The 14,617-nt window shown below is 31.9% G+C and carries 11 protein-coding genes and 1 tRNA gene; 7 read left to right on the top strand and 5 right to left on the bottom strand.

What is annotated here, in order from left to right; translation table 11 throughout:
• Positions 1–6: 6 nt before the first annotated feature.
• Entirely contained in the window at positions 7–909 is a 903-nt protein-coding gene (locus QVZ41_RS05655; protein WP_302883582.1) for an alpha/beta hydrolase, read from the bottom strand.
• A gap of 143 nt (positions 910–1,052) precedes the next feature.
• Positions 1,053–2,492 (bottom strand): glycoside hydrolase family 28 protein, encoded by a 1,440-nt coding sequence (locus QVZ41_RS05650; RefSeq protein ID WP_302883581.1) that lies wholly within the window; start codon positions 2,490–2,492, stop codon positions 1,053–1,055.
• 275 nt (positions 2,493–2,767) lie between these two features.
• Here QVZ41_RS05650 and QVZ41_RS05645 point away from each other — a divergent pair, with 275 nt between their 5' ends.
• From QVZ41_RS05645 to QVZ41_RS05625, 6 genes are all read left to right on the top strand, one after another.
• Positions 2,768–3,799, top strand: coding sequence for a LacI family DNA-binding transcriptional regulator (locus tag QVZ41_RS05645; RefSeq protein ID WP_302883580.1), 1,032 nt, complete (start codon positions 2,768–2,770; stop codon positions 3,797–3,799).
• Between the two features lie 338 nt (positions 3,800–4,137).
• A complete protein-coding gene (locus tag QVZ41_RS05640; RefSeq protein ID WP_302883579.1) occupies positions 4,138–7,443 on the top strand; it encodes a glycosyl hydrolase in 3,306 nt (1,101 codons plus the stop codon).
• 170 nt (positions 7,444–7,613) lie between these two features.
• The gene (locus QVZ41_RS05635) at positions 7,614–10,166 is read left to right on the top strand and encodes a M1 family metallopeptidase (protein ID WP_302883578.1); all 2,553 of its coding nucleotides are present in this window, start codon (positions 7,614–7,616) and stop codon (positions 10,164–10,166) included.
• A 97-nt stretch (positions 10,167–10,263) separates the two neighbouring features.
• On the top strand, positions 10,264–10,620 hold the full coding sequence (locus QVZ41_RS14585) for an ISAon1 family transposase N-terminal region protein (RefSeq protein ID WP_420896124.1): 357 nt from the start codon (positions 10,264–10,266) through the stop codon (positions 10,618–10,620).
• Positions 10,592–10,762 (top strand): hypothetical protein, encoded by a 171-nt coding sequence (locus tag QVZ41_RS05630; RefSeq protein ID WP_302883577.1) that lies wholly within the window; start codon positions 10,592–10,594, stop codon positions 10,760–10,762. The genes QVZ41_RS14585 and QVZ41_RS05630 overlap by 29 nt, the downstream gene beginning before the upstream one ends.
• Positions 10,741–10,896, top strand: coding sequence for a transposase (locus tag QVZ41_RS05625; protein WP_338140793.1), 156 nt, complete (start codon positions 10,741–10,743; stop codon positions 10,894–10,896). Before QVZ41_RS05630 ends, QVZ41_RS05625 begins: the two co-directional genes overlap by 22 nt.
• Positions 10,897–11,028: 132 nt before the next feature.
• On the opposite strand, the gene QVZ41_RS05620 is transcribed toward QVZ41_RS05625, so the two are convergent.
• Positions 11,029–11,113: transfer RNA gene (locus tag QVZ41_RS05620), tRNA-Ser, on the bottom strand.
• A 227-nt stretch (positions 11,114–11,340) separates the two neighbouring features.
• Here QVZ41_RS05620 and aroC point away from each other — a divergent pair.
• Positions 11,341–12,402 carry a chorismate synthase gene (gene aroC / locus QVZ41_RS05615; protein ID WP_302883576.1) on the top strand — a complete coding sequence of 354 codons (1,062 nt, stop codon included), beginning with the start codon at positions 11,341–11,343 and terminating at the stop codon, positions 12,400–12,402.
• A gap of 108 nt (positions 12,403–12,510) precedes the next feature.
• Here the strand turns inward: aroC and murA are convergent, their stop codons facing one another.
• Both murA and QVZ41_RS05605 read right to left on the bottom strand, forming a co-directional pair.
• Positions 12,511–13,821, bottom strand: coding sequence for a UDP-N-acetylglucosamine 1-carboxyvinyltransferase (murA, locus tag QVZ41_RS05610; RefSeq protein ID WP_302883575.1), 1,311 nt, complete (start codon positions 13,819–13,821; stop codon positions 12,511–12,513).
• 9 nt (positions 13,822–13,830) lie between these two features.
• Positions 13,831–14,502, bottom strand: coding sequence for a DUF4290 domain-containing protein (locus QVZ41_RS05605; RefSeq protein ID WP_302883574.1), 672 nt, complete (start codon positions 14,500–14,502; stop codon positions 13,831–13,833).
• Between the last annotated feature and the right edge of the window lie 115 nt (positions 14,503–14,617).

Genomic DNA, 14,617 nt, shown 5'->3' with positions numbered 1-14,617 from the left:
TTTATTTTATTTAAAAGTTCTGTCTAAAAATTTAATAATATAGTTTGTAGTGGTCTCAAACCACGGATGCAACAACCAAAATGGATGAGGAGAATTTGGTATGTTTTTTATTTCACTATAAATCTTGTATTCATCTAGTATTTTAATCATATCATCTCTACCTGCATGAAAACGAGGATACTGACTATTGATAAACAAAATAGGCGGGGTGTTTTTATCTGTTTGATATAATGCTGAAGCTTGATTCCATATTTCTGGAATCTCCTCATACGTTCCTCCCAACCACCAACTGGCCATATCACCTTCTTTGGATTCTGGATGTTTAAATGCCAAAACACCATCAATATCAATAATTGCTTGTACTGATGCTGATGGTATTCCTTTTTTAGTAGTTTCTAATTTTTGATGTCCATTAGTCGTTCCAACCAATGCTGCCATTTGCCCCCCAGAAGAACATCCTAAAACAGCTATTTTCGTAGTATCTATATGATATTTTTTAGCATTTGATTTTATAAATTGAATGGCATTTTTAACATCAATAATTCCTGCTGGATATGTCGCTTCATCAGACAAACGATATTCAACTGCAAAACAAGCATATCCTTTTGATGCTATTTTAGCCGCCATGGGCTGCATGTGTTCTTTACTTCCAGACTTCCAACCTCCACCGTGTATTAGTATAACTGCTGGATTTAATTTTGAGGTATTGTAAAAAGCGTCTAACAGTAAATTTCTATTGTCTATACTTTTATAAACAATAGCTTTTTTTACCATTACATTTTTATACTCTTTTAATTTTACTATAGATATTTCTGGATATTTTTTTCTTTCTTTTATAAAAGTACTATAAACCGTAAACGCCGTATCTTTTTTAACCTCTTGCCCTAATACAGTTTCTGTAAAAACCATATTTAAAAGAAAAAAACAAGAAAAAAAACATTTTAAAACAGACATCATAAATGATTAGGGTTATTTAAAAAGTAGGTCTGTTAAAAACAAGACCTACTTTACTAACTAACTTAAACTATAAAAACTAGAAACACTTTTTTATATTATTTTGGATTCTCCATTAAAGAACCATTGATATATGTATTTATATATTTTAAACCTACTACATGTTCGATAGAGCTAATTTCATCAACTTTTTTAATGTTGACATTATTGAGTGTGATATTTTTAATTGGAGATTCCTCATACCCTTTTGCTAAAATACCATATTTACCTCCATTTTCTACTTCTATGTTTTCTAACAATACATTCTGAATGGTTGGCATAAAATCTCCTTTTTGATCACCATAAATAGCATAGTGCATATTTAATTTTAAGACAGCCTCTCTTACTTGACCCACTTTAAGATTTCTAACATAAACACCATCTACAACACCACCTCTTCTTGTATTCGTTTTAATTCTGATGGCTCTATCTAAATTAGGACTATTCATTTCACAGTCTTCTACAAATACATTGGTTACTCCTGCAGACATTTCACTTCCTATCACAACTCCTCCGTGACCATCAATCATTTTACAGTTTTGAACAACAATATTCTCACTTTTAATAGCCACTCTTCGTCCATCTGCATCTCTCCCCGCTTTAATAGCAATACAATCATCTCCTGTGTTAAATACGCAATTTTTAATGATTACATTTTTAGAATATTCTGGATCACAACCATCGTTGTTAGGCCCATGGCTATTTACCGTAACACCATCTACAATAACATTAGTAGATCTTGTTGGATGTATTACCCAAAATGGGGCATTTATTATTTTTACTCCTTGAATCATAACCGTTTCACAGTTAAAAGGCTCAAAAAATGTTGGTCTTAAATAATGTCCATCTCCAAAAATTCTTTCTACAACAGGAACCCCTCTATCTGATAAGTCCATCAACATAGGAATTCCTAAACTATCTTTTTGTCTTGGCATCCCTTCTTCCCATCCGTATTTTTTACTTCCACACCAAGACCACCAATATTTATTACTCCCTTGTCCATTTAACACCCCTTTACCTGTAACAGCAATGTTTTTTTTGTCCTTTGCATAAATTAATGGAGAATAATTCATAACCTCAACACCTTCATAAGAAGTCATCACTATTGGATAATCTTCTACATCAGTACTAAAAAGAATTTCAGCTCCTTCTTCCAAATGTAAATTCACATCATTTTCTAAATGAATTGGTCCTGTTAAATATTTTCCTTTAGGAACCAAAACAACGCCTCCTCCATTTTCAGAACAGGTGGTAATTGCCTTTTTAAAAGCCTCTGTATTTTTAACCTCTCCATCAGGAACAGCTCCAAAATCTACAACGCTATATGTTTTATCTAAAAAAATAGGCTCTTTAACGTTTTTTATAATCTCTGTCATCTTATCCCAAGGAGTATTTTCTTTCTTTTTAGAAACCTCCTTACATGACACTATAGACAACAAAAGAACAGTTGACAATAACGGCACTTTTCTAAAAAACTTTAAAACCAATTCTCTTTTCATATGAATAAATAATACTTGTTAGAATTAAATCACTGCAACACACTGTGCAATCGATTACAATTATATAAAATATTGTTAACAATCACAAGGATATCGTCAACAATATTCAATAATTTCTAATTATTTAACAAAATAACACTACAGATTTATTAAATACTTATAAAATTAAAGAAATATTCTATATTTTTAGCAATTATCATCGATTACACTAAGTGTAAATATTATTTATTTGATCCATAATCGGAGTATATTTGCGTTACATTAAAACCTCTAGAATGACAAAAAAAACAACAATATATGACATTGCTAAAAAACTAAATATTACTGCGGCAACAGTTTCTAGAGCCTTAAATAAAAATCCTAAAATTAGCGATGCAACAAAAGAGTTGGTTTTAAAAACTGCTACAGAAATGAACTATGAGCAAAATAAACTTGCTCAAGCCTTAAAAAATGGAAAAAGTTATAATGTAGGTGTCATTGTTTCACGAATTGACTCAAACTTTTTTGCATCTATTATTAGAGGAATAGAAGAAGAGTTATTTAACCATGGTTACCATGTTATTATTTGTCAAACAAATAATAATGAGAAAATGGAAGCAGAAAATATAAACACCTTATTAAATGCTCAAGTTGATGGAATTTTAATGTCTATTTCCAATATAAACATTGATAAAAACATTATGTTTAAAAAGTTGTTAAACAAAAAAATTCCTTTATTATTTTTTGATAGAAAAAAATCCATTCCCGGAATTAGTTCTATTACTATTGATGATTTTTCTGCTGGTTATAAAGCTACACAGCATTTGATTGATGAAGGATGCAAAAGAATTTCTCACTTATCTGTTGATAGAAATTTTGAGATTTTTAGGGATCGTTTTTTAGGATACAAACAAGCCTTAAGCGATAATAACATTCCTTTTGATGAAAGCTTGGTTATTGAGACAAAAAGTAATATTGAAGCAGGAAAAGAAGCCACCAAGAAATTACTAAAACTACAAAACCCTCCAGATGCTATTTTTTCTTCAAGTGATTTTAGTGCTTTAGGAGCTATTCAAGAATTAAAATCTCAGGGAATTAAAATACCACAAGAAGTATGTGTGGTTGGTTTTAGTAACGAACCATTTACTAAATTCATGGAACTTTCAATTAGTTCCATAGACCAATCTCCTGTAGAAATGGGAAAAACGACAGCACGTGTTTTTATTCAACAAATAAAAAATAAAGAAAAGCATGTTGAACAAAAAGTAGTATTAGAACCTAAATTAATTATTAGGAAATCATCTTCTAAGCAAAACCCTTCTAAATAACCTTATCTATTCACCTCATATGAAAAAATAATATCAATCCGTTATTTACATATACTATTTCTTTTACTTATTATATTAAAAAAAAATTGATATAAGTAATAATCAACTAAAAACAACAAAGAAATTACCGATAAATGCCGCTCTTAACCCCACAATATTCTTAACTAAAAACAAGGTCCTTTTATCACAAATTACGACTGTCGATAGCCAAAACTATCAAACCTTTAAAACACGACTGATTTACCCCTCATTTTTAACAAATTTACCCCCTAGGAAATAAAAATATCATGTTTATATTCGAAAAAACATTTATTAACTGATTATTATAACTAAAATCGATGACTAACAAACTACCTAAAGTACTTTTCTTCTTTGGAATAAATCTTACAACAATAAATAGCAAACCTAAACACATATCTAAAGTTTTTTTGCTTTTTTACATAGCTTTTAATATTCAGGCTCAGGCTCAAGATGTAGATATAACCCAAACGCATCTAAATAACGCAGGGTTTGATATTAACTGTAACTATTTAACAGGTGGAAGCGAAACTATTTCATCAGCAGGACCACCTAACACTACTGAAGTTTACGGATGGACATTGTCCGATGTTGAAAATAAAGGCTGGGGAGCTGCATCTACATTTGAATTTGGTTGGAACGGAAGTTTTAATGGGAGTTCTTTACCTGCAACAGATACTAATGGATTAAGTGGATCAGAACAAGGAGCTCTTGGAATTAATGTAGGATGGAGTGGAGATCTTATCTATCAACAACAAGCGACTCTTCCTGCTGGTTTATACTCAATAGAAGTCAGTAGTGCATTTGAGGGTAATAATACTATTCAAGCAAACTTAACTGGATGGGTCGGAAACGACGGCAATTCGGTGTTTTCTGCTTTTACAAACAGCCAAACATTAGGAACATGGAACACATCTATCATTCCCTTGAGACTTCCCTCAGAAACTACTGGTAGTGTTCACGTAGGTGTCAGAGGAGCAAATTCTGGTACCGGTTCAAACGCAAGAGTATTTGTTGATTATATCAAACTTATCAGCCATCCTGTTACTAAGGTAAACCTACAAAAACTGATAGATTCAGCAAAGGTCATGATTGCAACACCAAAACCTGTACCTAATGGATCTACAGTTTATTCAGATTTGCAAACAGCCATTACTAATGAACAAGCTACCCTTGATGATCAAGCAGCTAATGCGGAAGCTATTTTAACTGGTGAAGACAATTTAAGTTTAGCTATTGAAGCAGTACATACTTCTATTTTCGAGGCTAATCTTGTTACTTACAATAATCATACAGCGACCTACACATCACTTAACAACCAAAACATCAAATTAACAGGTAAAGGTCAAATAACAATCACATCATCGACTAACCCTATTATGGACAGTGCCATTGATATAGCAACACCAGATACTTGGATTTATTTCCAAAACACACTTCCTTCAGAAGTAGCAAGCACATACTTATCTAGTATTACTGTTAATACTCAAGAAGCAGTAATTGGTTCTAACATTAGAGTTACCAATTACTTAAAAGGTGCTATGGTTATGGCACATTCAAGTACATATACTGCCCTTACTGCGTTTGATAAAACCAATCAAAAAGGAACATCAATGGATTTTTCAATTAATAAACACTACAGAGCTAGTGAACTTAATGATATGGAAGATAACATTGAGTCCTTTATATTAAAAAGAGGTTACATGGCTACATTTGCTGTTAATGAAAATGGTACAGGAGGAAGTAGAGTATATATAGCTGATGATACAGATTTAATTATAGATGAAATGCCTGAAGGCTTATCGAACAGTATATCTATGGTAGTAGTAAGACAATGGAGATGGACTACAAAGAAAGGATGGAGAGGTAGTTCTAGTGGAGGCTCTAGATTTAATGCTGGTTCTAGTTATGATTACAACAATGCAGATTATGGTACGCTTGATATAGAATATGTTCCGATGAGACATAATCCTAACTGGAACAGCTATGGGAATTTTATGGACAAATTCAGTAGTACTCATGCCTTAGGTTATAATGAGCCTGATAATTCAGTAGATGATGGTTTTAGCTCGGTAGATGACGCTATAAGAGAATGGCCAAAAATGATGGAATCAGGATTAAGATTAGGAGCCCCTGGAACAACTGATGGTGGTTTAAATTGGACATATGAATTTATTGATAGATGTGATGCATTAGGATATAGAGTAGACTTTGTTCCTTGGCATTTCTATAGAGCTAATAATACTGCTCAACAGCTATACAATCAATTACTTGCTGTGCATAACAGAACAGGAAGACCTATTTGGATTACTGAATTCAACAATGGCTGTAACTGGACATATAATGGTAATGCTCCTACCGCAGAAAAAAACGGACAGGTTATTCAAGAATTTATAAAAATGCTAGAAGACGCTCCATTTGTAGAAAGATATTATGTGTGGGATGGATGTAATGAAACGTTAAGAATGACAAACTCCGGAAACGGAGAATTATACCCTGCAGGAGTTGCATATCGTGATCAGGTATCTACAATGGCTTATACTGAAGACTTCTATAACACTGTATCAACAAAAACAATTCAAGAAAACGAACCTGGTTTTTGTGCATTAGATGGTAGTATAGACAGTAACTACCCTCATACAGGTACAGGGTTTTCGAACACTACAAATGCAATAGGAAGTGGTATTGATTATAAAATCAACTTTATGTCTGACCGAATAGAAACATTAACTATAAGATATGCTTCCCCTGTTGATTGCCCTGCTAATATTTTAATAAATGGTTCTATAGTTGCTACCGCACCTTGTCTTTCTACAGGTAGTTTTGATACTTATTCAGAAGTTTCTATCAACATTCAATCGTCTATTGGAATGGCAGACCTTAGAATAGAAGCAACTACTGATAAAGGTTTAGGGAATATAGATTATATAACAATTACTGGTGGATATCCGGCCAGCTGTGAACCTAACCCAACATATCCAATAATCATATCTGCCTCTGATGAAGAAGCTGGAAATCCAGCAAAAAATCTACTTGATGGTAATACCGCTGATGACTTTAGATGGTCTGCTAACGGCTTTCCTCAGACTGCTGTTATTGACTATGGAGAAAACAAATCTATTATTGGAACTAGAATCTCAACCTTTCAAAATAGAGCTTATCAATACACTATTGAATTATCTGACAATTTATATTTCACAAATTCATACATAGTAGATCGCAGTACAAATACTAGTACTACGCAGCCAATTTCTGATGACTTCGATAAAGTAACCGCAAGATATGCCAGATTTACAATAACGGGTGCATCAGGATACTCTGGAGATTGGTCTAGTATTACTGAATTTAAAATAATTGAAGCTGACGGGTTATCAAATAAAAAAATCACAGATGAAATTAAAGTACACCCAAATCCAGTTAATGATTACCTAAATATTAGCTTTGAAGGTGATTATTTTGGATACAAGGTTAATATATTTAATCTAACTGGAAAGTTAGTAATGCAAACCAGTTTACAAAATCAAAACAATAGATTAAATTTAAGTAATTTAAAGGCAGGAGTATACTTGTTAAAAATCACTGACAAATATCAATCTACAAAAATTATAAAAGTCATAAAATTATAATAATGTACGCCGTTTTATAATAATAACAACAATAAAAAAAGCCCTTAAAGTGAATATTAAGGGCTTTTTTTATACACAAAACATAGGTTATCATAAATACAAAATGAAAATATTTATTAACCTTAAAGTAAAATCAGAACCGATCTCTTGCCTTTTATTCAATATTTAACATGAAAAAAATAGTTTCTATTCTAATTTTGATGAGTATTTTTTCTTGTCATACTAAACCACAACAAAATGTATTATTAGAAGATGGTATTTCTACTGACCTAGCTTTATACAGAAAAAAACAAATATCCAATATTGTTTATCACTTAAAGTTTAATATTCCCTTAAAAAAGGAAATTCCTATCTTATCTGAACTCAAAATTAATTTAGAAGTACATGATTTTGAACATCCACTATATCTAGATTTTAATGAAGATACATCTCTTCTAAAAAAAGTGTTAGTGAATGGAGATATTATTTTAATCAATCATCAAAAAGAACATCTAATTATAGATAAAGACTATCTAAAAAAGGGAACAAATACCATCACTATTAAATTTAATGCTGGAGAATTGTCTCTGAATAGAAGTGGTGATTATTTATATACTTTATTGGTTCCTGACAGAGCAAGTACATTATTCCCTTGTTTTGATCAGCCAAATCTTAAAGCAACTTACACATTAGACATTACAGCTCCCAAAGACTGGAAAGTCTTATGCGGAGCTCCGTTACAGTTAGAAGAAAACCAAGGGGATTATATCAGACATTTATATAAACCGTCTGATAGGATGAGTACCTATTTATTTTCTTTTGTTTCTGGTGTATTTGAAGAAAGTGTTTGTAAACCAGGAACCATGGAAATGAAATTATTATACAGAGAAAATAATAAAAGTAAAATCAATGCAAGTTTGAATGAGATTTTTAAATTACATCAACAGTCTATTGATTTCTTAGAAGATTACACCCAACAGAAATTTCCTTTTCAAAAAATAGATTTTGTTAGTATTCCAGGGTTTCAATACGGAGGTATGGAACACGTAGGAGCTATTCAATATAGAGAAGCTTCCCTTTTTTTAGATTCAACCGCGACACAAAGTCAAAAATTAAACAGAGTAAAATTAATTGCTCATGAAACTTCACACATGTGGTTTGGTAACTTGGTTACGATGGAGTGGTTTAATGATGTTTGGTTAAAAGAAGTATTTGCCAATTTTATAGCAGATAAAATTGCAAAACCTTCTTTCCCTAATGTCAATCATGACTTACAGTTTATGGTTACCCATTACCCTAGTGCCTATAATGAAGATAGAACAAAAGGAACCAATCCAATTCGTCAAAAATTAGACAATTTAAAAAATGCAGGATCATTATATGGAGCAATTATTTATGACAAAGCACCTATTATGATGCGTCAGCTAGAAGCTGTTGTAGGAGAAGATGGATTTAAAAAAGGAATTAGAAATTACATAAAAACTTACGCTAACGATAATGCTACCTGGAATGATTTGGTAGTGTTGTTAGATAAAGAAACAGATATTGATTTAAAACAATGGAGTTCTGTATGGGTTAATAAATCTGGTCGCCCGATAATAACTGATAACATCGAATATTTTGATGGTAAAATTACTTCGTTTCAAATCAGTCAAAAAGCTGAAGATGGTAGTAACAATATCTGGCCTCAATCTTTTGATATTGGTTTGGTTTATAAGGATTCTTTACACATTACTAGTATTCAACTAAAAGATCGAAAGACCAACATAAAGTCCCTTATTGGGTTACCTAAACCAAAGGCAATTATTTATAATTATAATGGAATTGGTTATGGTATTTTCCCATTAAAAAACTCAGATTCAAAGATCTCTCAAATTCATAATGATGTTGCTCGAGGGTATGCTTTTATCAATTTATATGAGAATATGTTAAACAACAACATTTCTCCACAAGCAACATTTAATGAGCTCTTAGAAGGACTTAAAAATGAAAAGAATGAACTTATTATTAGATTGATTGTAAATGAAATATCCAATGTGTTTTGGAAATGTTTCTCCAATGAACAGCGAGACAACATTTTACCATCTTTTGAAAAATCGCTAAGAAATTCCCTCCATAAAGATTTAACACCTGGAATAAAGAAAACCATATTTAATCTCTATAAAAACATAGCATATTCAGAAAAAGGAAAAGATTATTTATATGCCATATGGAACAAGTCTAAAAAGTTAATCAACCTAAACTTAAACGAAGTTGATTATACAAACATAGCTACCAAACTAGCCATTTATAATCATCATAAAGTTGATGAAATTTTAGAGAAAGCAAAATCCGACATCACAAACATAGACAGACAAAAAGAGTTTGATTTTATGTTACCATCACTATCAAATGATGAATCTATTAGAGATGCTTTTATGACTTCTTTATCAAGCCCTGCAAACAGGGAAAAAGAATATTGGACGTTATTGGCTTTAGATAATATACATCATCCTCTACGACAAAAATCAGCTATAAAACATCTTCGTTTATGTTTAGATTTGTTAGAAGAAATACAGTTAACGGGTGATATTTTCTTTCCTAAAAACTGGTTAAATAGCTCCGTAGGTAATTATTCATCAAAAGAGGCTTTTAAAATTGTTGAAACATTTTTAAAAGAACATCCTAAATTAAATCCAACACTAAAAAACAAATTACTACAATCTACAGATGGATTGTACAGATTTAATAAAATGAATAATTAAAGGATTAAGTTCAAAAGTTGTGTTTGAATTAAGATGGTTTTATTTTTGAGTTTTAAATTTATTGGTATTGTAACTTACTTTAGACCTTTTAAATCTTATACTTCCTGAATTCTTAATCGACAACTTCGATTTAGTAAAGCATACGAAAGCTAACCAAACTCTTCATCTATATTTTGAAGAGAAAATAACAGCTCCTAAAGAATTTGCCAATCTAATAATCATTGCTCATGGTTTTCATAAAGAAATAACCGTACAAGACTTTCCTATTAGAGGTAATACTGTATACCTACATATAAAACGTAGAAGATGGTTAAATAAAAGTAACAATCAAATTATACAAAGAGACTGGAATCTAATAGCTAAAGGAACTCGTATGACCAACGAATTCGCAACTTTTTTAAAAGAAATTAAAGATACTAAAGCAAATGATTGTCATACCATTAAGCTTCTATAAGCTTAATGGTAAGAAACTACAAAGACAATATAGAGACTATTTAAGTGAGTTTAAACAATGGAAACAGAAAAAGATAGCCTTTATTCCTGAATCTTTTGAAAATGGAGATACTAGAAAACAATTGCTAATACAATACAACTAAACTACAGAGCCATCCTAAATTACTTCAAAAACAGAAGTACTAATGCTTCTGCTGAATCTTTCAATGCCAAAATAAAAGCCTTTAGAGTTCAGTTCAGAGGGGTAAAAATTCTAGAATACTCCTCTTTAGATTGACTAATATTTTTGCTTAAACACAATAATTAGGCATGATCCAATATTTTGGTTTTCATTCAAATCAACACAAATAAAAAAACCTTATAAACATACAGTTTATAAGGTTTTGCTATTTGTTGGTATAAATAGTTGCGGAGAAAGAGGGATTCGAACCCCCGGACCTGTTACAGTCAACAGTTTTCAAGACTGCCGCATTCGACCACTCTGCCATTTCTCCTGAGCGTCTCACGATTTCTCGTTTGCGAGTGCAAATATATCATTTATCTACATTCTCACAAAAAAATAATAGAGTTTTTTTATTACTTGAATATATTCCTTTTATAAAACATTCATTATCAATCAAAACAAGTTTTTTAAAACATACAAAAATCTTCATTTTATTTATTTAATTATTCAAACAACAATCTTTCAAATTTCCGTAAATTCGCAAAAACTTATTTTTTTATGGCAAATAAATTTGGAAAGCTATTTACCATCACCACATTTGGTGAATCTCACGGACCTGCTATTGGAGGTGTAATCGACGGATGTCCTGCTGGGATAGAATTAGATTTTGATGCAATTCAGAAAGAATTGGACAGAAGAAAACCTGGTCAATCTAAAATTGTAACACAACGTAAAGAACCTGATACAGTTGAATTTATGGCTGGAATATTTGAAGGAATTACTACTGGAGCTTCTATTGGTTTTAGGATTGTAAATACCAATCAAAAATCTCAGGATTACTCACACATCAAAGACCAATATCGTCCTTCTCATGCTGATTATACCTATAGCCAAAAATATGGACATAGAGATTATAAAGGAGGAGGAAGAACTTCTGCTAGAGAAACTGCCAACTGGGTAGTGGGGGGTGCTATTGCCAAACAAGCCATTCCTGAAATTAAAATCAATGCTTTTACTTCTTCTGTTGGGAATATTCATTTAGAGACTCCTTATCAAGAATTAGATTTTTCTTTGATTGAAAGCAACATCGCTCGTTGTCCTGATGCTAAAAAAGCTGAGGAAATGATTGACTATATTGGTCAAATAAAAAAACAAGGAGATACTGTTGGTGGTGTCGTTACTTGTGTCATTCAAAATGTACCTGTTGGATTGGGAGAACCTATTTTTGATAAGTTACATGCGCAATTAGGAAAAGCCATGTTATCAATAAATGCTGTAAAAGGTTTTGAGTTTGGTAGTGGTTTTGAAGGTGCAGCCATGACAGGTAGCCAACATAACGATATTTTTAATGCTGATGGTTCTACCAAAACAAACTACTCTGGAGGAATTCAAGGTGGAATTAGCAACGGGATGGACATTTACTTTAAAGTAGCTTTTAAACCAGTTGCCACTGTTATTCAAGAGCAAGACACCATTGATAAAGATGGAAATATTGTAAAAATGATGGGAAAAGGTCGTCATGATCCTTGTGTAGTACCAAGAGCTATTCCTATTGTTGAAGCTTTAGCTGCCATGGTGATTGTTGATAATATTATGTTAGACAAAGCAAGAAGAATATAGTTATTCAGCCCTTAACCAATGGCTATGAGTTGTTAACAACAAAAAAGCGTAATTCAATTTAGAATTACGCTTTTTTGTTGAGTTAAATTATTCAGTCAATCTCTACATTTAATCTATAATTCTTTCAATCTTAGCACCAACAGCTTGTAATCTTTCTACAATGTTTTGGTACCCTCTATCTATTTGTTCTACGTTGTGAATAATAGAAGTTCCTTTGGCAGACAGAGCAGCAATTAATAATGCAATTCCCGCTCTAATATCAGGAGAACTCATCGTTGTTGCTTTTAAACTATGTTTGTGATTCATCCCTACAACATTTGCTCTGTGTGGATCACATAAAATCACCTTAGCTCCCATGTCAATTAATTTATCGACAAAGAACAAACGGCTTTCAAACATTTTTTGATGAATCAATACTGTTCCTTTTGCTTGTGTTGCCACCACCAAAACAATACTCAATAAATCTGGTGTAAATCCAGGCCAAGGAGCATCAGAAACAGTTAATAAAGAACCATCAATATAATCTTCTATTTCGTATGAATCCTGAGTAGGAATATAAATATCATCTCCTCTTTTTTCTAATTGAATTCCCAACTTTCTAAATACACGTGGAATTTGCCCTAAATCTTTCCAAGAAACATCTTTTATTGTCAGAGCCGATCTGGTCATAGCAGCCATTCCAATCCATGATCCAATTTCAATCATGTCTGGCAATATACGGTGATTTGTTCCTCCTAGTTTTTCAACCCCTTCAATGGTTAATAAGTTAGAACCAACACCAGTAATTTTGGCCCCCATTCTGTTTAACATATTACACAACTGCTGTAAATAAGGCTCACATGCAGCATTGTATATAGTCGTTATTCCTTCTGCTAAAACTGCAGCCATCACAATATTTGCTGTTCCAGTTACAGAAGCCTCATCTAACAACATATCAGCTCCTTTTAAACGAGTCGCTTCTACACCATAAAAATGCTCTTCTTTGTTGTAACGGAATTTTGCACCAAGGTTAATAAATCCTTCAAAATGCGTGTCTAATCTTCTACGTCCTATTTTATCTCCTCCTGGTTTAGGAATAAATCCTTTACCAAAACGAGCCAACAAAGGACCAACAACCATAATAGAACCACGTAACTTTTTACCATCTTCTTTAAAAGCTTCTGAACTTAAATAATCAATATTAACTTCATCTGCTTGAAATTCATAAGTAGATTCATCTAGTTGATTTACCTTAACTCCTAAATCTCCTAGAATGGCAATTAACTTGTTAACATCAATAATATTTGGAATGTTTTCAATGGTTACTTTTTCTGGAGTTAACAATACAGCACATAATATTTGTAATGCTTCATTCTTTGCTCCTTGTGGGGTAATTTCACCTCTTAACTGGTGACCTCCTTCTACTTTAAATGTTGCCATGTAGTAAAATTATTTACGGTTTTTGTGATTGTTATTATTATGTTTTCTACCGTTGTTTCGGTTGTTATTGGGGGTCTTCGTTTGCTGAACATTCATTCTACCAGAATTACTCTTACGTAGCAAAGTTGTACTTTGAGCCAACTCTTCCTCAGAGCCTCTTAAATCTATCTTACCTTTAGAAAGTTCATTTAAATGATTGTAAATCACACCATCTTCAACCGTATCCTTGTTCCAATTTAAATAGCACTTTTTCATATGATTAGCGATATTTAAGATTAGAGCTTCTCTTAACTCTCCTTCTTCCCAACTCAACGCCACATCAATCATGGTTTGAATATTGTTTCCGTAAAAACGATACTTACTTGCAGATTTAGGATAATTTAAGCGTTCTGGTTTGGCATTCACTTCTTCAACTGTCAATTTTTCATAAGGTGGATCTACCTCTAATTGAAACTTAGACATGATGAATAATTGATCCCATAATTTGTGTTTAAAATCTGGTACATCTCTTAAGTGGGGTTGTAAATTCCCCATGACATCTATAATGGCATAAGCCATTTTTTCTCTTTCTTCTTTATCTTCTAATGCAACACAATGATCTACTAACTTTTGTACGTGTCTTCCATATTCTGGAATAATCAAAGTGCTTCTTTCAGAATTATATTCTAAATCAAAACCCATAGTTTTATTTAAGTATTTACTTGTTGTTTTTTGTGAATTCAGACGAATAGACCTTTACAACAATTGGTCTTACAATAAACAATTATTTCCTTTAAAAGGAAAATATATTTATAGT

The organism is Wenyingzhuangia gilva (assembly GCF_030519655.1).
Taxonomy (GTDB): domain Bacteria; phylum Bacteroidota; class Bacteroidia; order Flavobacteriales; family Flavobacteriaceae; genus Wenyingzhuangia; species Wenyingzhuangia gilva.
The sequence above is the reverse complement of the archived record's forward strand: the minus strand, read 5'-3'. Positions and strand labels throughout refer to the sequence as shown.